This is a genomic window from Reticulibacter mediterranei (assembly GCF_016587455.1).
The window spans coordinates 259,921-279,547 of sequence record NZ_BNJK01000001.1; the positions used below are offsets into that span (position 1 = coordinate 259,921).

At 53.8% G+C, this 19,627-nt stretch carries 19 protein-coding genes and 3 pseudogenes; 12 read left to right on the top strand and 10 right to left on the bottom strand.

Annotation, left to right across the window (positions count from 1 at the left end; all coding sequences use genetic code 11):
- Nucleotides 1–209: 209 nt before the first annotated feature.
- The gene (locus tag K3T83_RS01275) at nucleotides 210–1,145 is read left to right on the top strand and encodes an NADP-dependent oxidoreductase (protein ID WP_220201182.1); all 936 of its coding nucleotides are present in this window, start codon (nucleotides 210–212) and stop codon (nucleotides 1,143–1,145) included.
- 309 nt (nucleotides 1,146–1,454) lie between these two features.
- A pseudogene (locus tag K3T83_RS01280) lies at nucleotides 1,455–1,863 on the top strand (IS6 family transposase); the annotation flags it as partial.
- A gap of 59 nt (nucleotides 1,864–1,922) precedes the next feature.
- Here K3T83_RS01280 and K3T83_RS01285 read toward each other — a convergent pair.
- On the bottom strand, nucleotides 1,923–3,110 hold the full coding sequence (locus tag K3T83_RS01285; protein WP_236064778.1) for a serine hydrolase domain-containing protein: 1,188 nt from the start codon (nucleotides 3,108–3,110) through the stop codon (nucleotides 1,923–1,925).
- 472 nt (nucleotides 3,111–3,582) lie between these two features.
- On the opposite strand from K3T83_RS01285, the gene K3T83_RS57710 reads away from it, so the two are divergent.
- Together K3T83_RS57710 and K3T83_RS01295 are read left to right on the top strand one after the other, a co-directional pair.
- Entirely contained in the window at nucleotides 3,583–3,870 is a 288-nt protein-coding gene (locus tag K3T83_RS57710; RefSeq protein WP_220201184.1) for a transposase, read from the top strand.
- 271 nt (nucleotides 3,871–4,141) lie between these two features.
- Nucleotides 4,142–4,534, top strand: a complete 393-nt coding sequence (locus K3T83_RS01295) for a hypothetical protein (protein WP_220201185.1) — start codon at nucleotides 4,142–4,144, stop codon at nucleotides 4,532–4,534.
- Between the two features lie 230 nt (nucleotides 4,535–4,764).
- On the opposite strand, the gene K3T83_RS01300 is transcribed toward K3T83_RS01295, so the two are convergent.
- Nucleotides 4,765–5,409 carry a hypothetical protein gene (locus K3T83_RS01300; protein WP_220201186.1) on the bottom strand — a complete coding sequence of 215 codons (645 nt, stop codon included), beginning with the start codon at nucleotides 5,407–5,409 and terminating at the stop codon, nucleotides 4,765–4,767.
- Nucleotides 5,410–5,801: 392 nt separating this feature from the next.
- Entirely contained in the window at nucleotides 5,802–6,485 is a 684-nt protein-coding gene (locus K3T83_RS01305) for a tetratricopeptide repeat protein (protein WP_220201187.1), read from the bottom strand.
- Between the two features lie 195 nt (nucleotides 6,486–6,680).
- Here K3T83_RS01305 and K3T83_RS01310 point away from each other — a divergent pair, with 195 nt between their 5' ends.
- A complete protein-coding gene (locus tag K3T83_RS01310; protein WP_220201188.1) occupies nucleotides 6,681–7,604 on the top strand; it encodes a carboxymuconolactone decarboxylase family protein in 924 nt (307 codons plus the stop codon).
- Between the two features lie 877 nt (nucleotides 7,605–8,481).
- Nucleotides 8,482–8,862 (top strand): GNAT family N-acetyltransferase, encoded by a 381-nt coding sequence (locus K3T83_RS58585; RefSeq protein ID WP_444544564.1) that lies wholly within the window; start codon nucleotides 8,482–8,484, stop codon nucleotides 8,860–8,862.
- On the opposite strand, the pseudogene K3T83_RS58590 reads toward K3T83_RS58585, so the two are convergent.
- Nucleotides 8,860–9,067, bottom strand: a pseudogene (locus tag K3T83_RS58590) (IS3 family transposase); the annotation flags it as partial. The gene K3T83_RS58585 and the pseudogene K3T83_RS58590 overlap by 3 nt on opposite strands.
- Nucleotides 9,068–9,209: 142 nt before the next feature.
- On the opposite strand from K3T83_RS58590, the gene K3T83_RS01320 reads away from it, so the two are divergent.
- From K3T83_RS01320 to K3T83_RS01330, 3 genes are all read left to right on the top strand, one after another.
- Entirely contained in the window at nucleotides 9,210–9,905 is a 696-nt protein-coding gene (locus K3T83_RS01320; RefSeq protein ID WP_220201190.1) for a response regulator transcription factor, read from the top strand.
- Nucleotides 9,906–10,437: 532 nt separating this feature from the next.
- The gene (locus K3T83_RS58595; protein WP_444544565.1) at nucleotides 10,438–11,370 is read left to right on the top strand and encodes a sensor histidine kinase; all 933 of its coding nucleotides are present in this window, start codon (nucleotides 10,438–10,440) and stop codon (nucleotides 11,368–11,370) included.
- Nucleotides 11,371–11,649: 279 nt separating this feature from the next.
- Nucleotides 11,650–12,120: a hypothetical protein gene (locus K3T83_RS01330; protein ID WP_220201192.1), complete on the top strand. Its 471-nt coding sequence runs from the start codon at nucleotides 11,650–11,652 to the stop codon at nucleotides 12,118–12,120.
- Nucleotides 12,121–12,305: 185 nt separating this feature from the next.
- On the opposite strand, the pseudogene K3T83_RS56075 reads toward K3T83_RS01330, so the two are convergent.
- Nucleotides 12,306–12,515, bottom strand: a pseudogene (locus tag K3T83_RS56075) (transposase); the annotation flags it as partial.
- A gap of 66 nt (nucleotides 12,516–12,581) precedes the next feature.
- On the opposite strand from K3T83_RS56075, the gene K3T83_RS57715 reads away from it, so the two are divergent.
- Both K3T83_RS57715 and K3T83_RS01345 read left to right on the top strand, forming a co-directional pair.
- Nucleotides 12,582–12,842, top strand: a complete 261-nt coding sequence (locus tag K3T83_RS57715; RefSeq protein ID WP_373324569.1) for a transposase family protein — start codon at nucleotides 12,582–12,584, stop codon at nucleotides 12,840–12,842.
- On the top strand, nucleotides 12,727–13,158 hold the full coding sequence (locus K3T83_RS01345) for a hypothetical protein (protein ID WP_220201193.1): 432 nt from the start codon (nucleotides 12,727–12,729) through the stop codon (nucleotides 13,156–13,158). Before K3T83_RS57715 ends, K3T83_RS01345 begins: the two co-directional genes overlap by 116 nt.
- 168 nt (nucleotides 13,159–13,326) lie before the next feature.
- Here K3T83_RS01345 and K3T83_RS01350 read toward each other — a convergent pair whose 3' ends face one another.
- Nucleotides 13,327–14,943, bottom strand: coding sequence for a S41 family peptidase (locus K3T83_RS01350; RefSeq protein WP_220201194.1), 1,617 nt, complete (start codon nucleotides 14,941–14,943; stop codon nucleotides 13,327–13,329).
- 79 nt (nucleotides 14,944–15,022) lie between these two features.
- On the opposite strand from K3T83_RS01350, the gene K3T83_RS01355 reads away from it, so the two are divergent.
- Nucleotides 15,023–15,463 carry a hypothetical protein gene (locus K3T83_RS01355; RefSeq protein WP_220201195.1) on the top strand — a complete coding sequence of 147 codons (441 nt, stop codon included), beginning with the start codon at nucleotides 15,023–15,025 and terminating at the stop codon, nucleotides 15,461–15,463.
- 748 nt (nucleotides 15,464–16,211) lie between these two features.
- On the opposite strand, the gene K3T83_RS01360 is transcribed toward K3T83_RS01355, so the two are convergent.
- The 4 genes from K3T83_RS01360 to K3T83_RS01375 all read right to left on the bottom strand — a co-directional run bounded on the left by K3T83_RS01360 (nucleotide 16,212) and on the right by K3T83_RS01375 (nucleotide 19,458).
- A complete protein-coding gene (locus tag K3T83_RS01360; protein WP_220201196.1) occupies nucleotides 16,212–17,045 on the bottom strand; it encodes an inositol monophosphatase family protein in 834 nt (277 codons plus the stop codon).
- Nucleotides 17,046–17,223: 178 nt separating this feature from the next.
- A complete protein-coding gene (locus K3T83_RS01365) occupies nucleotides 17,224–18,156 on the bottom strand; it encodes an NADP-dependent oxidoreductase (RefSeq protein WP_220201197.1) in 933 nt (310 codons plus the stop codon).
- 177 nt (nucleotides 18,157–18,333) lie between these two features.
- The gene (locus K3T83_RS01370; protein ID WP_220201198.1) at nucleotides 18,334–18,999 is read right to left on the bottom strand and encodes an RNA polymerase sigma factor; all 666 of its coding nucleotides are present in this window, start codon (nucleotides 18,997–18,999) and stop codon (nucleotides 18,334–18,336) included.
- Between the two features lie 99 nt (nucleotides 19,000–19,098).
- A complete protein-coding gene (locus K3T83_RS01375; protein WP_220201199.1) occupies nucleotides 19,099–19,458 on the bottom strand; it encodes a helix-turn-helix domain-containing protein in 360 nt (119 codons plus the stop codon).
- Nucleotides 19,459–19,627 lie beyond the last annotated feature (169 nt).

A 19,627-nucleotide genomic window follows, 5' to 3' on the forward strand; every position in this document is an offset into this window, starting at 1 on the left:
CAGATGAGGCGTGTATTGAGCAACTGCTGCTCGATCAATGACGGCGCAGAAGGGAGTGCCCTACCCCTGGGTTGGGAGCAAGGTCACGATTTTGAGTGGGGCCACTTTTCTCTTGAGCAGAGCTTGTCTTTATCTTTCCGGCGAGTATATGCTGATGTCGAACTAGCTTTCTTACAGACGGGCCGAAACGAAAGGAGCGAGACAACAAAATGAAAGCGATCCGTATACATGACCGTGGCGGTCCAGAACACCTTGTGTATGAAGAGGCACCACAACCCCATCCAGGTCCAGGAGAAGTGTTGGTTCGCGTTTATGCGACGGGTGTCATTGCAAGCGAGTTGAGATGGGACGAAACCTATGAGACCAAAGCGGGAAGTAAGCTTGTTCTCCCAATCCCAGGACGTGACCTCTCAGGTGTTGTGGAGGAGGTAGGTCCTGGTACTCCCATTCTCACCAAAGGCTCGCAGGTGTATGCTATGATGGACTATGGCCGCGACGGTGCTGAGGCAGAATTTACCATTGCTCTCCCCAGCGAACTGGCTCCCAAGCCACGCACGCTCGACTATGTGCAGGCAGCAGCCGTTCCCCTGACAGCTTTGACGGCCTGGCAGGCCCTCTTTGATCACGCGAGCCTGGTTGCAGGACAAACCGTCTTAATCCACGGAGCCGCAGGGGGCGTTGGAGTCTTTGCTGTCCAACTGGCTCATTGGGCGGGGGCGCATGTCATCGCAACCGCCTCCGCACACAATCGCGACTTCCTCCACGAACTGGGTGCCAACGAGGTTATTGACTATACCACCACGCGCTTCGAGGATGGGGTTCATGATGTCGATCTCGTCTTCGATACCGTTGGTGGCGATACCTTGCAACGATCCTGGCAGGTGATCAAACCAGGAGGGGTACTTGTCACCATTGTCAGTCCCCAACCCTCTTTTGAGAAGGCGAAGGCGCATGGCATCCACCCTTTCTGGTTTATTGTTGAACCCAACCGTGATGAACTGATCCAGGTTGGCACCTTGATTGATTCGGGACATCTTCGGCCCATCATCGACACAGTGTTCCCCCTTTCTCAAGCACGCCAGGCATACGAGCAAGGAGCTAGAGGGCATACGCGAGGCAAGATTGTCCTGCGTGTGGTGGACTAAACGAAAGAGGGTAGTATTTGCGTTGGTCACAGAAGAAGGACGTGAAAGGAACTATCAAGTTCGGTGCCCAGACCACGCCCGATTTCGGCACACTATAGGGAATATCTGGTTGGGACCCATGGGGACTTTGCCGATCAAGAGATGTGACATCTCAACAATGAGCTCGAAGCAAGTTGAAGACAGGTAGAACAGTTTACTTTAAATAGCTGTGATTAGGAAGTGCGGCTGTAGTGTGGACTGATAAGCGAGCTGAGCGCAGGGCTGCCCTACTGGCTGCTATGGCGTCACTTTCGGTCTGATATCATTCGGATGTCGCGTGAGGTGGTATTTGCGCTATTCGCTCAGCTATCAGGATCTCGAAGCAATGATGCGGGAACGTGGATTACGTGTCGATCACACCACAATTTACCGCTGGGTCCAGCATTACGCCCCAGAGCTTGAACGGCGTTGGCGTCCCCATTTGAAGCCCACAACCGATTCATGGCGGGTTGACGAGACATATATCAAAGTCAAAAAAGAGTGGATGTATCTGTATCGAGCGGTTGCTTCACATGGTCAGACGCTCGATTTCTTCTTCAGCCCGACGAGAGACGCAAAAGCAGCAAAGCACTTCTTGCTTAAAACCCTTGCCGCTTCCCATATCAGCGAACCACGGGTCATCACTGTGGACAAAAACGCAGCGTACCCAAAAGCATTCGCGGAATTGAAAACAGAACAAGCAGAGGAGCATTCTCGCTCATCTTGTTTTCTTTCTATTTCTTGCAACACAACTGTCTGTTATTCCATCGCTGCGTATGCCAGCGTCCAAAAGTCGCTGAACAGCTTCGGTGATGCCGGTGAATCCACCATACACTGTGTAAAGAGGATGCCGATCATCCCTTCTGCCGGATCGGTATAGGCGATGGTGCCGAAACCGCCGGCCCAACCGAAGCGACCTGGAGTGTGGTAGATTTCGTTGCGCCGAATGTCCAATCCCATTCCTAAGCCCCAACTGGCATGCGTGCCAAAAAAGATTTCCGAACCGACGCGTTGCTCAGGCGTGAGTTGATCTGAGGTCATCAACTCTACGGTGGCACGCGAAAGAATCTGCTTGCGGCTGTGCCGACCTTTATTCAGCATCATGCGACAAAAGGTGAAGTAATCATCGATAGTTGAGACGAGGCCGCCTCCGCCAGATTCAAAAGGCGTCTCAGACAGCCAGGCGCTATTTTCTACGCCGTCAAAGACATCCAGTTGATTCGTCTGATGATTGAAGGAGTAGAAGGTAGGCAGGCGTTCGATTTTCTCGGCAGGCAGGCGGAAGGAGGTATCTTTCATTCCAAGCGGATCGAAGATCCGTTCGCGCATAAATATGCCGAGCGATTGCCCCGATACGCGTGCGATCAAGGCACCAAGCGCATCGCCGCTCACCTGATACATCCAGCGCTCGCCCGGTTGCGCCAGCAAGGGTAGTGAACCGAGCTTCTGGAGCCATTCATCCATACCGGGATATTGCGATGGCAGCATCGGGCCGTCACCGCCAATGCGATAGTCACGGATCAACTTTTGGATTGGGTACGTGTTCGGCGGAGCCATCACGCTGCCGAAGCCCATACTGTACGTCAGCAGGTCACGCAGGGTGATGGCACGTGCCGCAGGCACCGTGGCATCAAGATCAGAGGAGATGGATTTGAGCACGCGACGATTTGCCAGTTCTGGCAGCCACTTCTCAATCGAATCGTCGAGCTGTATCTTGCACTCCTCTACCAAAATCATCGCCGCGACGGCGGTGATGAGCTTTGTGATCGAAGCGATGCGAAAGATGGTATCGCGTTCCATTGGTGCCGATTGGCCGAGCGACATGCTGCCCAGCGTCTCCACATGAACGTCGTCATGGTGGCTGACGAGTGCGACGATTCCAGGTATTTCCTGACGTTCAATGTATCCTGACAACACGCGATGCAGGCGCTCAAGCCGCGATTTCAAAAGACCTGCGGTCATGGTCAGATTCTCCTCTTTGATTTCAGTGCTTTAAACCCCTGTTAGGCTGTTTTTGCACCCTGTATTTTCTTTCTCCCTGACAGGTTGCTATAGAATAGCACGAGCTATGAGAAAAAACTTCTCGCATCTTGCGCATTACAGATCCTGGCCGTTTGAATGGTCCCATTGCATTCTGTCAAAGTTCGCACTGGATCGCTGCGCGAGTTCCACGATGAACAGCCAGGGGATGCTGCGCAGATCGGCATCCTGGAAGTCCGCACCGCTCACCGTGACCTGTTCCAGAACGGAAAGTCTTTGCAGAGCGGCTGCCAGCCTTTGTGGAGCCGTGGGCGAGAACCACCATCCGCTTCTGTAAACAAATCACCTCCATTGGCCTGTTCACCTGTGGTAATGGGGAGCCAGGCTCGCTGCCCATTTAGGGGTGCAGACCTCGCGCCAGACGATCCTGCGCCGGATTATGGATCCTCCTGATGTCTCAACCGGATCAATCCTCTTTCTTGGGATAGACGATTTTGCGTTTCGGCGTGGCTACCGATTTGGAACGATCCTGGTGAATCTGGAGAGTCATACCGTCGCCGATCTCTTCCCTGATCGAGAGGCAGACACCTCGGCGGCCTGGATGAAGCACCACCCAGATCTACTGTCGTCAGCCGAGATCGTGGCAGCAACTATGCCAAAGCTGCCTCTGATGGGGCTCCTCAGGCGATGCAGCGCGCGGATCGATTTCATGTGGTCCAAAATTTGATGGAAGCTGCACAGCTCCTGATGACACGCTGTCTTGCAGACATCATAATAGCATACCAAATAGAAGTCTCTGATCAAGGAGAGCACGCCTTGCAGGTTATCTCTCTGGAAACATGGCACCCCAAGGAGCCAGCCCAAGTAGAGAAAGTACGGCTGGCTCGACGAGCTGAGCGTCACTCCCGCTATCAGCAAGTAATTGCATATCATGAGCAAGGAATGACAGTGAAAAAGATTGCCTGCCAGCTCGATCTTTCGGATCGAACCATTCAGAGATGGCTGCTGGAACCTTCCCAGAGGCCAAAAAGCGCCGCTGGAAACGCAGTAGCTTTGACCAATTTGAGCCCTACGTGTTTAAGGGAGAGCGCAATGGGATCGTGCTCTGGTGTGAACTATTGGCGCAGGGAGCGCCGTTCTCTGAGCGTATGTTGTACCGTTATTTGGAAGTGCTCGAGCAGATAGAAGTGAACATTGCCAGTCTGCATCGTCTCCAGAAATTTACCGCGAACACGGCTGTCTGGCTGTTTGTGCAAGATCCCTGCAAGTTGGATGAGATCGAGCAAGAGGCACTGGCGGCCTTTCGCCAAGTCAGCCCGACGCTTTCATGTGCCTATGATCTGATCCAATATTTTCTCCTGATGGTCCATCGACAGGAAGGAGCGCGATGAGAGGTGGTTAGCTCAAATGGCGGAAAGTGGCATCGCAGAACTCCTAGAAAGTTGGGGGCTATCCTTCTAGGATTTACATATCACTATATACTACCTATTCAACATCACAGAATAAAGTGATGCAGTTGGACAACGCAACAAAAAAAGAGCCTGGCTAGAGTGAATCACTCTGACCAGGCACAACATTCTTTTATTACTCAATTTCATCATGGAGAGAGAGGAAAGCACTCTTATGCGGCAGTTTTAAAAGCAAAGGACTGCTGCATCACCTGGAAGGAGTGTGTATCCTCCTGGCTAAAGTCGCTTGTCAGTGAGGAGTAACTCATCCTATACTGGTGTCCGTTATAGTTGATAACCGCCTCACGTCCTTTGAAGTCAAGGCCACTCGATTTGTTTTTCCCTGTCCAGGTTACCTGCCTCCAACTCTGTCCACCAATGGTCATCGCTGGCTGGACATCTATCGTCTGAAAGTGTGTGTTTTCATCATTCAGGACAAGGAGGATAGCGGCGAGTTCTTGCTCGGCTGTTTTCGAGGTGTCCGACTGAGCGATGATATCGAAATTCTTCTTGTTTCCTCCTCCAAGCTGAACCTGATTGCTTCTCCCAATCGACACCTCCCACGGGTCAGAATAACTGACCTGGAACAGGTCACAGGTATACGTTTGTATATTGGTTGTGGGTGTTGTACCTGCAGGAGCAGTTGTGGGTGTAGCAGTCATCGCTGATGCGGTCGTTGGCGTGGCGTTCGTCGCCGAAGGGGTCTCTTGACTTGGAGCAGGCAGAGTTGTCGTTCCGCTACAACCAGTCATCAGCACTGCCAGGAACACTCCTAATGCCAGAGTGGAGAAGTACAGATAAATGTGCTTGATTTTCATATCTTTCACCTCTATACAGAACATCCTTGAAAAGATTCATAGAGTCCAGCACGAACTCTTTACATGAGAATGTTACACTGTTTAAGTATTGATCAGCAATGAAATAGCTCTTAGCGGGAGTGTGATAGAGGCCACTGTCGTTTGACTCATAAACTCGCCAAAGGGGGGAGATATCCGTCAGAGGAAGAAATTGGCGAAGATATGATATCAAATTTTGATCATATGTTCAAGGTCATTTTCTCATCTCAGCCCGTGGTATTATCTACCCCTAGGTATCATGAATCAGCCTGAGTCGCCTCAAGTTTAGCTGCCTCCTCATGCCGTCCCATTGTGTGGAGCAGGGCAATGAGGCGCATGTACATCTTTGTTGTTTCAGGGTGCTCCGGCCCTAATTACTGCTCAAAGATGTACAAGGCTCGTTGGTAGAGCGGTTCGACCTCTGCATACTTGCTCTGCTCATAATAGAGGTTCGCCAGACCATTGAGCGGAGAGATGACCAGCGGATGCTCCGGTCCCAGTTGCTGCTCAACGCTGTGCAGGACTCGCTGATAGAGTGGTTCGGCCTCCGCATACTTGCCTTGCTCATAATAAAGGTTCGCCAGGCTGATGAGCGTGAAAGCCGTCTCAAGAGATTCCGGTCCCCATACCTGCTCGCGGATGTGCAGAGCCCGCTGATAGAGGGGCTCCGCCGTTGTTGCATAATCATCTAAGACCTCAAGAAAGGATGCAGTCTCAAAGAGCAAACGCCCCGCTTCTGTACCCATGAACTGATACTGCTTGATAGCCTGCGTTGCCGTCAATGCTTGTGCCAGCAGACGACCACGTTGCTCCAAGTTGTCACCTTCATCAGATGGAAATGCGGCACCGACCCCCAGCATTGCTCGCTCTGCCCATGTGCGTCGTTCTGCTTCCAAAAGCTGGTCCTGGAGCACAGCCTGCACCAGCCGATGGATTGAGAGCATTTTCTCTCCAGGATCGCGCCTCACCAGCGAATAGGCTCGCAACATTTCAATGGCTTGATTGAGTAAAAAGACATCTGCTGCTACAGGCGCACGGAGAGCGACTTCCTTCAGCACCCATGCTAGGCTTTCGTCAAGAGAGGATCAGGCGCGTCGGCTGATCTTTCCCAGGCGAGAGTCGGGCGGAGGATTTGAGCAAGATGGGAGAAGTTCTTCTGCTTGACTGTGCTATCCTGTTCCTACTCGCGGGCAGTGTGGCTTCAACTTGCTGTCCTGCGAACGGAATGCTCGTAAAGAACGAAAGGAAAACCTATGAGACTTCACGAGGTCGAACGCGGCGATGGTCTTATCTCACAACTCCTTATCCGCTTTCTCTCCTGGATGTCGGGGATGCGCCTGCCCGATGCAGCGCGGGTCGCCTTTTACCATAAACAGTTCAGTGGCGACTCCATGAGTGCGTGGACGCATGCGGCTATGCGCGGAGAAAGCGCATGGAGCGTCGGAGAGCGGGAACTGATGGCGGCCATGACCGCCAAGTGGAATGCCTGCCCCTTCTGTATTGGGGCTCATGGCGCTATCGCGGCGCGAGCGCTGGGAAGACCACAGGTGCTCTCCACCCTTGAGGATTTCCGGCAGGCGGAGCTGTCCCCCAACCTCCAGGCAATCCTCGTCTTCCTGGAGATCTTAACTCGCAGACCTGGCGAACTGACACCGGAGGATGCCTGGACCGTCCTTTGCAAAGGGGTCACCTCCCAAGCCCTGGAGGATGCCATCGCGGTCTGTGCCCTCTTTCACATCACGACCCGTTGCGCGGATACCCTCGATTACCAGATGCTCTCAGAGAAAGACTTCGATCGAGCCGCCAAGCAACTCTTGGTCCAGGGCTATGCGTTTGGGAAGGGGAAGACTCCCCCCCATCCCGATCATCGTGTCCTAGCCGACGCCGTGCGCCAGCGCATCCTTTTTGGACCGGGGAAGACCGATGCCCCCCTTCGCCAAGCGATGGCAGAGCGAGCAACCGGAGGCCCGCCGCTTTCGGCACCCTACGACGAGCTCGCACGACAGATCGGAGAGGCCGCCTACAAGGTCACCGATGAGCAGGTGGCAAAGGTCGTCGAACAGACAGGCAGTGAGAAGGCGGCTTTTGAACTGATGATGGCAGCGGCTCTGGGTGCTGGTCTGCATCGTTTTTGGCGAGGGCTGGGCGTGTTGGAGGCGGCTCAGAAGACGGCATAAATCCGCAGCACAGAGAAGGCGTTGCCCAACGAGATGACACCCAGCAAACGATGGGATGTCAATGGCATTCACTGGCCATTTGCGCACTATCCCATGGGTTGGGCAACCCGTGAGAAGAACCACCTTTCAGGTCAATGACCAGCAGGCGAGATCGAAGGCTCTGTATTGACACCATTGCACGCTGATCCCCCAGATGGGGAGCCGGTTCTCCAGTATTTTCCGGGTCGATTCCCATGTTTCGCGCCGATTTCCTCACATTCGCCCCAATAATCGATTTTTTGGTTCAATCTTCGATCAATCCAGAACCTCGGTGGTTCATCCCGCTGTCCTTTGCAATGATTTGCCGAATCGTGCCAGAACGTTTGCCGCCACGAAGAAAGCGGTGATATGCTTGAGAATGAAATCTGAACCCCTTTCGTTTGAGGAATGATGCGATTGATTGAAAGGAATGCTTGTGGTGTCGTCACTCTTGGATTTTTCAGGCACAGAGAAACCTCGCCAGATTCAGGAAAACCTCATAGCGTACATGCGCCTGTTTGCGGGACTGGTTGGCACGGTGCTCTCTGATGCGGAGTCGTTCTGGTTCGTGAGCAATACATCTGCACCTGGCAACATGATCCTGCGAACACGTTTCGACGCTTTTCGCACAGAGGAACAGATAGACACCTTGCTTGAACAGATCGCCCAATTTAGTGATCACATCGATTGGTTTGTCTTCCCAGACGACCAACCTGCCGACCTTGGGAAACAGCTGGAAACACGGGGGATGCCAAGCGGGCCGGGTGGAAACTGGTTGTGGGCTGATCTCACCACCCTGAGTACAGACTCTCCCTCGCCGGAGCATTTTCGTGTCGAACAAGTCCTAAACGATCAGATGATGGTGCAGTGGGTCCACGTCTCGGAGGCAGGCTTTGGCTCAGAACTGGCGCTGTTCTACGATGCGTATGCACGGCATGGGTATGGGCCAGATGCCTTTTCATTGCACTATATCGGATACCTGGATGACACGCCAGTGACTTCTGGCACGCTGTTGGATGCGGGAGGATGTGCGACGATCTACGATGTCTCGACGCCACCAGCGTTCCGCCATCAGGGATTTGGCAGGGCGATCACGCATGCTTTGATGCAGGAGATTCGTCATCGAGGCTATGCCGATACCTGGATGTGGTCCTCGAACATGGCAAAAAGGGTCTATCAAACGCTTGGATATATCGAGGTGGATTTTGGCTTGCGGGAACATTCGTGGCAGAAGCAATAGTGCATCACACATCACGGTCACAGAATACTCCTGGTGATGATCCGCAATGAATTGAAATTTCAAAGCTGCGTGCGCGAGAAGATGCCGATTGCTTTCTTAGTATGTCACGCTCCTGTTGCGCACGCTCTAGCTCACGTTTGAGCTGATGGTTTTCCTCTTCCAATGATGTTTGATGTCCTTTTCCTGGAAATACCTCATTGCCGTGCGAAATTACCTTACATTTTTCTGGGCGTTTCCTCGCAAAAACCTTACAACTTTGTAGTAGAGTAGAGAGAAAAAGGGTCTCTCGTGCGGTTCGGCTGCCGGGCCTTCACGAAAAACAGGCCCGAACATCAGGAGCAGAACCCATGAACGACAAAATTCTTGTCGTAGATGATGATCACAAAACCGTGGAGTTGATCCAACTCTCCCTGAAAAACGAGCACTTTGAGACCTTGGAGGCGTATGATGGGGTCGAGGCCCTGGCATTGACCCGGAGTGAGGCTCCTGATCTGATCATTCTCGATTGGATGTTACCACATATCAGTGGCCTCGACCTCTGCCGTCTCATTCGCGCCGAGTCAATGGTTCCGGTGATTTTGTTGACCGCTAAAGCGACGGAAGAGGACAAGCTTCTGGGACTCTCCCTTGGGGTGGATGATTACCTGACCAAACCTTTCAGCTTGCGAGAACTGGTGGCGCGGGTCCGAATCGTGCTGCGCCGAACATACCACCATGCAGTGCTCCACGCACAGCTGCATATTGGCAACCTGCTTATTGACATGGCCGCACACGAGGTCTGGCTCGATGGGAAACCAGTCCATCTGACCCCCAAGGAGTTCAAACTTCTGGAAACCCTTGCCACCTCCCCTGGCCGAACATTTAGCCGAAGGGATCTGGTGGATCGGGTCTACGGCCTGGACTACGATGGTTTTGATCGCACGATTGACTTTCACCTGGGGAACCTGCGCAAGAAGATCGAGACCAATTCTGAGCGCCCTCCCTTTATTCAGACCGTGCATGGTCTCGGCTATAAATTCAGGAGAGCAGATAATGCCCAGTAACTTCTCCCTACGCCTCATCTCGATGATGTGTAGCCTGCGCCTGCGGCTCATCCTGCTCTTTATGCTGGTGGTCCTGGTGGCTATCGGCACGGTTGCCTTGCTTGCCAGCGAGGCGACCGCCACGAACCTGCAAGTCTATACTCAGACAAAGATAGATCAGCAGAAGAAGGATCAACAGATCATCTCGACGCTGCTCACGGCCTTTCGCCAGCATCAGAGCCAGCAAACCTTGCAAGCACTGACCGAACAGTTAGCGAACAGTTCGCACCAGCGCATCATCCTGTACGATGACCAAAACCGCGTCATCGCCGCTTCAGACCGTACCTTGATTGGACAGGTCATTCCAGAGAAAGCGATTACTGGCACCTCGTTCTCGACCTCCTCCATTGCTGGCCTCTCCTCCTATTCATCCTCATCGACGCTTTCTATTTCCACAGATTGGCTTACTCAGCCTCCCAGTGAGGTCTATTCGACATCCATCGGATCCTCACCTGAAACAACCTTTCTCACTTCCGTGAATCGTTCTCTCTGGATGGCGATCCTCATCGCCGGTCTTACGGCACTACTACTGGCCCTCCTGTTTGCCAACACGCTCCTCAAACCACTTCACACGCTCAAAGCGGTCGCCGGTCGGATGGAACAGGGCGACCTGAGCCAACGCGTTTCCATCAAAGATAAAGGCGAAATTGGTGCGCTGGCTCACGCTTTCAATGCAATGGCCGAGAGCCTTAGCCGCTCAGAACAGGTACGCCGCAACCTGGTCAACGATGTCGCTCACGAGTTGCGTAATCCCTTGATGAATATTCGCGGCTCTCTGGAATTACTTTGTGATGGGGTGCTTAAGCCAACACCGGAAACCCTTGCCTCGCTCTACGAGGAGACCTCACTTTTGAGCCGGTTGGTCTCCGATCTCCAGGACGTCTCGCTGGCAGAGGCCGGTCGACTGCGGCTGGCCTGCCGACCTGTTGAGCTTGTGGAAGTGGTGAAGCAGACGGTCCAGATCGTCCAACCTCAGTTGGAACAGAAACACCTCGCGTTGCATGTACACTACTCCCCTTATCTGCCCCCGATCTACGCCGACCATGAGCGGGTGGCCCAGATTCTGCGCAACCTCTTACGCAATGCTATCACACATACTCCTGGCGGGGGAGAGATCAGCATTACAGCCACTGCTAGCGCATCCCTGGTCTCCATCAGCGTGCGCGATACAGGAACCGGCATTGCGCCCGAACATCTCCCCTATATCTTCGAGCGCTTTTATCGCGCAGACCCCTCCCGCTCTCGCACGACCGGAGGCACCGGACTGGGCCTGGCTATTGTGAAGCAGGTGGTTCAGGCGCACGGCGGCCAGATCACCGTCGCCAGCAAAAAAGGGGAAGGGACCAGCTTTACCTTTACCCTGCCAACTGCCTCCAACACCAGCATATACAGCGAAAAGGGAGCATCAGGCCATTCCATTGAATAAAAGCAGGGCGGGTCAGACCAGTCCTGACCCGCTCTACTCCTGCCAGGCATCGGTCGCGAGATCCTGATACATTCCTGGTAAGTTCCTCGATAATTCCTCACATCTCTCAGCTATCCTTGGATATGTAAACAGCATCAACCTCTCATCAAAGCATCTGATGGGGCAGAGAACTTGTGGTTCTGTATCTGGCAAAGCCTCGATAACAAAAGGCTCTATCAGAAGGCGCGAGTGAGGCGGTGCGTATTAATGAATCTTCATAGAAAGAAAGGATATTGCTTTATGGACAACATTCGACGCATCCATGTACCGCGGCTCTGGCTCATCTCTGGCTTTCTTACTCTGCTGCTCGTTCTAGCGGCCTTCTTACTGCTGCCGACTTCCTCGACTCAGGCCGCTTCCGTGCAAGGATGCAAGGACAAGGGAGCTACGGAGAGTGTAAAAGGGTCGAAAACTACTCAAGACTGTACTACACAGGGGGCAAAAGGGCCGAAAACCACCGTCATCTGTACTACAGGGGGAGCAAAGGGGAAGGATATCAATGGACCAGTAACCATCGGGACGAATGCACAGACGCAGAGCGCAAGCAGCAAGGATAAAGGATGCACCTGTGCAGTGCAAGCAGCCACCGGGAAAGACACAAAGGGGAAGATCACCACCGGGCAGGGGTGTAACTGCACAACGACGGCCGAGAAGGATAATAAAAAGGGAAAAACTACTGCCACCTGTACAGTAGGCAAAAAGCATCCATAGCTCATCACGGGATTATGGCGAGGGTAGCATGGTGCAGCACCATGCTACCCTCGCCATGCAACGAGACTCTCGGCTATCCTGCCGGGATTGAAGGTGCTGTTCGGCACAGTGGAATAAGAGGCAGAGGGAGTGTTGCCAGGGGCGTTGCCTCAGAGATTGCTCTTTCTCTCAGAGCCTGTAAAAAATTACGCTGTTAGTGGAGATGTAGCCTTTTTAGCATGTTCTAATTGCTGTTGCTGCCCAATCTGATATTTACGTGCGAGTCGTGCAAGCATCAAACGAATCATTGCCACTTGAATCATCGCTTCGCTACTCTCAGGTAACCTCTCATAGTCTTTGGCGAGGCGGCGATAGCGATTGAGCCATCCGAAAGTCCTTTCCACCACCGTCTCACGGTTGATCAGCAGACCAAAGAGATCACCGCCTACGCTGCTTCCACATCGAAGGAGGCGGCCTGTCCTCTGCGCCAGCAGAAGGCGACTCGTGTTCATTCTCGTCACAACAGGACATGGGCCGATCTGCCGACGTGCGGGCAAGCCCTGCATTGGGTTCTCGAAGTACAGCGCTTTCGCTGTGAGAATCCTGCCTGCCATCGGAAGATTTTCTGTGAACGTTTGCCTACCTGCGCTCCTGCCTATGCTCGCCGGACGGACGCGTGGCGCAAGTCCTCACCGCCATTGCTTTCGCGGATTGCGAGGCCGAGCAGGTGCCCGCTTGGTTGAAGACCTGTCCATGCAGATCAGTCACGATACGCTCTTACGCCTGATCAAACGACAGCCTGAAGCTGTGACTCAACCCGTGCGGATTCTCGGTGTGGACGATTGGAGTTATCGCCGGGGCAACCGGTATGGAACGCTTTTGTTGGATCTCGAAACGCACCGGCCCCCCGATGTTCTCCCCGATCGCACGTTTCCGTCGTACGTGTCCCACAGTAGTAGTGGATCGTTAACGCGAGACGCGCAAATGAATCATATGTCAGGCGACGAACGCCCTCCTGAAACACCCAATCCAAGATCTCCTCGTGGGGAATCTTCCTGAGTTGCCAGGGTTCACCTTTCTCCAAAAGTGGAAAGAAGATGGTAACCCGCTGGGACAGGCAGTTCAAGCTTTGCCAGGGTAGAGAAAAAGTGAGTCAGCCCTTGGGATCTCAGCACGGTAGGGGATTGCTCCGCGGAAGAGACCGAACCTCCCACGCAATGAGCGAATTTACAGCAGAACCCCATCCCGATGCCCAACCTTCTGGGTCAGGACATTCATGGCTGCATCGAGTTCTGGGTCATAACCTGCCCGGAGATTCGTCCGCTTGAAGACCAGCCCAGTACAAATGTCTGGTGTGAATCCCACCACGTCATAGGATCTCCCGTCCGTTGTGTACACCTCGTTGGGGAGGCCGAAGGTGATACCGTCGGGCAATACCCGGAGCATGATGTCCGAGAAGACTCCTTGCGTGTTTTCGCCGATGCGGGTGATGTTCGGGCGGCCCAGCAGTGCTTGTGTGAATGTCTCGGCTGCGCTCACGCTGTAGCGGCTCGTTAGGAGTGCGATCGGACCGTGGAAGCTTGACCTGGCGCTGGGTTGGACGGTCACCGATTGCGGAGCGGTGAACGTGCTTGGGTTATTGGGATCGTCGCGGGCGGTTTTCGCGTAGGCGACGTAGCCCTGACGAGTAAGCCGGGAGGCGACTGCCACACCGTAGGCGTCGGATCCGCCGCCATTATTGCGTACGTCAATGACCAGGCCATTCAACGGCTTGGCGAAGGCGACGTCAAGCGCATGGTTGAGTGCGTCCAGTGCATCAGAGCTTCGGCCACTGTCGGTGTAGTCGTCGAAGCTAGAGATATCCAGGTAGCCGATGTCCTTTGGCAGGAGGCCGAATGAGATGTGGTCGTTGGCAAAGGACTGCCGCTTCCCGACGAGCCGACTGTCGACGATCCTGTTGGCTTGCCTGAATTCTGCGTCGGTGACCGGTTGCGGGTCGGGTCGCTCACCTGTAAAGGTCAGATGTTGGGATGGAAGATTGACAGCGGTGTGGGCATCCTGGAGCGGTTTGATCATCTCGACGAAGGTGGCTTCCAATTGCGCTGGAGTGGTGGCTGGCGTGACCTGCGGCCGGAACTTCTCGCGCACAGCGTCCCAGTTCAACCCATGTTGCTTGAAGAACGGGTAGTTCTCGCGGAATGTGTTCCAGAAGATGTCGAAGTTGTTCACGGGCGTGTTGACCATCGGCTGGACACACGTTTTCGGCTGTGCAGGCACTCGCTCGAGCACGATGTCCGAGATGGCTCCATCCACGTGCAACCGCTTTTCGTCCTTTGTCTTCCCTGCGGAGACGGTCAGCAGGCCCGAAGTGACGTCGAGGAGAGACTTAGGCTTCGAGCGTTTCTCATCGACGATGAACTGCCTGGTCCCGGTCGGAGTGTCCGCCGCCCTGACCGCCACAGCGACTGGGAAGCAACTGATCGCGGTGGTCTGCGACAGGAGCAGTTTGTCGTGATCGATCTGGACGAAGAACCCGTAGCCATCGCTCCGGTAGATCCCAACCGGGTTGGCGGCAGCATCGGCTGCTGTCCCCACCCTCCCCTGTGCCGGGTTCTGCCTGACACAGGTGCTCATCATTGCGGGAAGTCCAAAGATTCCGATGAAGACGACCATCATGCCGGCGAGATAGTGGAGTCGGCAAAGTCCAGATCGAAAATGGCGCTTCCTCAAAGCAAAGACTCGGGTGGTAAGTATCACGAAGTCATTCGTCGACGGAAGCTCCAGGTGGTCTTTCTCCATGAGTAGTTGCCTGGCAATATCTTCCAGCATATGTTCTGCTTGCATGGCTTCTCCTTGTTAGAAAATAGTTCTCTGACTCACATAGGGGGTTGTATACCAACCGAGACCCTTCTGGGAGCAACCTGTGACTGCTTGGTTTAGGGCACGGGTTGCCCCCAGAAGGGGTCTCCACGCACAACACAGCCGCCGGACCGATGCTCAGCATGATACAAGTGGCTCCTTGCTTCTGGGTGCAGGCCAGACGAACGCCTTGATTTCTCGTGACCAGAAGCAGCATCAAGGTGGCGAATACCATCGTGCCTACTTCAACGAGCCAGATCGGATCGCTCACACTTTCCAGGATGATGTTCATAGACACATTCTCTTAACAGACACTCTCTCCATTACAAGAACACCGCTACGCGCAGGCCCGGTCGGCTTCCCGCTTCCTCTCCCATTCCAGCCATTGCCCACTCTTCTTCTTCCCTCTCCTCCCTCAGATACTCCTTTGAAGAACAAGAACGTCGAGAGAGCCTACCCTGGTCACGCGGTAGGTTCTCTCGACGTTCTTGTTCTGACTATGTGAATTTTCCGACCTTGTGCGCTTGCTCCATCCTGCACACCTCCTCGGACCTGGAATTTCTTTGAGGGTCCGTTCTTTGGTGCAACTATATCCGGCGCTGGATCCAACTCAGCAAAAGCGCTTATCACCTCAACCATAAGTGGGCCACAAATCTGGACTGGAGGAACCCTTCGGGCCAGAGGCAGGACTGGTTGCACTCCTGGTCTGTCTGGTAACAAGTCCCATTTTCTTGATCCTGGTCGTGCAGCGTAAGCAGGTGCTCCCACCATCATGGTTACGGCATGCTGCACGCAGTTCCGATCTCTAGACCCAACCTGCTCCATAACTATTGAGGATGAATAATGAGTTGTCATCAGGGGCAGAGTAGCGAGCATTTCAGGCGTCTAGGAAAAACGGCTTGCTAGTAAGATACATTGGCCCTTGTCCAATGGTTGCGCCTACTCAATCCTAAGTTTTCCATCGATCTGCTACCATCACGCAAATATTGTCAACTTGCTTGTAGGAATGGGGTTAATTGCTGAGAGAGAGGAAGAAGATGGAGCGTGGCGAGGGCCTGGGCTTGTTCAGTTGTTAGCTGACCGATTTCACTCCGGTGATCTCATTACAGGTTTTGAGGGAAGGTCGAATAACCGAAATTGTGCTAATGATACCATCACACGGTAGCCAGCACAGCGCTAAAAATGGCTTAGTTGATCTGAGTGCAACCAACGCTGGACGGGCTGCACTCAGGCACTCTCCTGTTGAGCGGGTGCTAAACGACCGTTGAAAGAACCTCTACGGCGGCGGCGTGGAGCTTGGGCGAGGCGGCGAGGAAGTCGGGACTGCCGGGTCGCCAGGGGTGGCCGTGAATATCACTGACGATGCCACCTGCTTCCGTGATGAACAAGGCACCGGCGGCAATGCCGGGCAGGACTGGCTCGTATTGCCAGAAGACATCGTAATGGCCACTGGCGATCAGGAACAGTGGGAAGGTCGAGGGAACGGTCGCACGGACGAGCAAGGCATGGCCCAGCATAACAGTAATAGCATCTCCGAAACGTCGATAGGTCTCTGCTTGTCCAGCTTCGGCCTGACCTGTGGTGACAATCGCTACTGCGAGGTCGGACTTGGTCGAGGTGCGCAGTGGCCGCCCATTGAGATAGGCACCGCCTCCCCGGATCGCGGTATAGGTCAGATCTCCAATCGGCTGGTACACTGCCGCGAGGACGGGGGTGTTGTCTCGGAGAAGCGTGGCGCTCACGCACCACTCCGACAGTCCGTGGACGTGATTGACGCTACCCTCCGCGGCATCAACTGCCCACCATTCGCCGGACGGCAGCAAGACCGTCTCCTGGTCGTCATCCACCCACTGCGCCTGAGGGCGGGCTGCCTCCAGGGCAGCTCGAAGGCCATCAAGAGATGCCTCCTCGTTGCGGCGGCCTGCTTCGAGGATCTCGTTCCAGTTGGCAGGGCGTGCATCAGGTGAATAGATCGCAAGCAATCGCTTGCCAGCGTCATGCACGGCGTCAATGACTTTCTCTAACAGCAGAGCATCATTGGCATCTGTTGTCGTAGCAGCATCCGATGGTATTCCATGTGTATCCATTATGAGTATCTCCTTCGTCTTTTCTCAACGAGTGACTATTACGGCAAAAAGAACTTGCCCGCTGAAATGAGAGCAGAGAGGTCCTGGAGAAGTATAAACAAACCTGCTCATTCTTCCCTCTAACCAACAGACTCACCAGGACTTCTCTGTGTTTTACGCAACACTTAGACCACAGTGGTTATGCAATATGCAACACAATACGTCCGCGCCCATGTCCTTGTTGACCCAATACATGAGCTTGGCTGGCCTGGCTTAGAGGGAAAGTGTCCTTGATCGCCGTCTTGAGATGCCCCTCGTCGATCAAGCGAGCGATGTTCTTTAACATTTCGCTCTCGATTTGTGTATGAGATGCTACCACCTGGATTCCACGCTCTTTGGCCCGCTCTATCAATGGTTGACCTGACAGCGCGACCAGGATTCCACCGCGCTTGAGAACCTGTGCCGAGGTTTCAAGGGTAGACCCAACGGTATCAAAGACACAATCAACATCATGTACCACATTGGCAAGGCTCGTCGTGGTATAGTCAATTATGGTCTCGGCTCCCAGTGAACACACAAAATCGACATTGGCCCCGGAGGCCGTCGCGATGACGTGTATGCCCCTCTGGCTAGCAAGCTGCACTGCAAACAGGCCAACCCCTCCTGCCGCTCCGACAATCACCACCCGCTGACCCTTTTCCAGCTTCCCAGACTCAAATAGCCCTTGCCAAGCTGTGGTTGCCCCCACAGGGATCGATGCTGCCTCATCAAAGCTCAAAGATTGTGGTTTGAGGGCAAGCATCCTCTCTGCTGCGACCGCGTACTCCGCATAGGCCCCTGTTGTGCTGCGGCCATAGACTGCCTGCTCGATCTGGAGCGTCGTCACATCCGGGCCAACCCCCTCCACGACCCCTGCAATCTCCATCCCAGGGATATAGGGAAACTGCATAGGAACCAGATGTTTTCTCAGCCCCTGACGAACTTTCCAATCGATCGGGTTGACTCCGGCAGCATGCACTCGGACCAGCACCTCGCCCGCTTGTGGTTCTGGACGCGCTACGACCGCCAACTTGAGTTGATCGACATCTCCATACTCATGGACTTGTATCGCTTGCATCGTTTGTTTGAACATAGTTCTTCTCCTTGGTATTTGAATAGTAAGACAGCACATACATGATATTCATATGTACTATTCCCATGGATAGATGGATAAAAAGATCAGAAACGGAAACAGGAGAGCTAACCATTGAGCAGTTAAGAGATCGTCTCCTGAGCCGTTGAGGTGAATCGTTTTTGGTCATTCCAGGTACTATGGATGTGAGCAAGAATGAGCCTCTATGGGATCACTAAACCCTTTGCTTTCCAGGATATGTTTCAGGTGCAACAGCCCCGAACGAATACGCCCTTTTACCGTACCTAGAGATATCTGATAACTCTCGGCGATTTCTGCCTGTGTCCTGCCTTGAAAATAAGCCAGTTCGATCACTAGCCGCTGCTCTTTGGGCAGACTTATCAGTGCCTCGCGGATCTGTGAACACTGTACTGCCAACCAGGTTTCGTCCCAGACATCGGGCAAAGCGACCTGCTCGTCGTGTTCCACATCTTCCAGCGGAACCTTACGCAGCGCAGCGCGACGTCGCAAACCACGCAAGTAGTCTATCGCGCGATGGCGCACAATAGAGAAGAGCCAGTTCCGTACTTCGCCATTCTGAGGTAGATAGGAAACTGCACGACGCCAGACCGCCAGAAAGGATTCTTGCAATACATCTTCCGCCACTTGCTGATCTGCGACTATGCGATAGGCAACCGAATAGAGGGGACGATGATAGCGCGTATACAGCATTTCCATCGCCCAGACATCTCCGCTGGCGATGGCTTGCATCAGTGCCTCGTCGCTTATCGCTTCTAACTCGGAAATTCCATCAGTACCTATCTGTAACACCTCCTGAGTTTTATTCTTTCTAACTATATACATATCACTCCATATTGCTATTTTGCACTACAGTTGCACGTCCTCCATCAGGACGCTTCCTGCTCTGTATTGCTCCATGGTAGTCGACTCAAGGGAGACCAACTAAGAACAGCTCGCGGTTTTGCGGTAGCTTCCTGGGGTCAGCAAAAAATGCCGCCGAAACTGCTGCGTGAAGTGCGATTGATCAAAAAATCCGGTTTCATGGGCCACATAGCCCACGCTGTACCCTTGCGCGAGCAATGTTTTGGCACTCGCCAGGCGCAACTGCGTCTGATAGGCATGGGGAGGCAGGCCAACCATCTGGCGGAAGAGACGAGCAAGATGAAAGGGGCTCATGTTGACCGCATCAGCCAGTTCTTGCAGGGGCACCTCCTCGGCGTAGTGCTCCCGCAGATACTCCTTCGCGCGCTTGATGGTAGGGTGTTCCCACCCCGCTCTCGCTTCGAGAGGTCTTCTCAACACTTCCATAATCTTCTTTATTACTGTTCTTACTCACTCTCATCATCTGTATGACAAGAAAGAGCTTACATGAAGATAGTGCGGAGGAAGAAGGCCACGTGGGGGCATTTTCAGGGGGCATTTTTGCTGGAGGGATCATCTTGCCTTTCTTGCCTTTCTTGTCCCTCTCCGC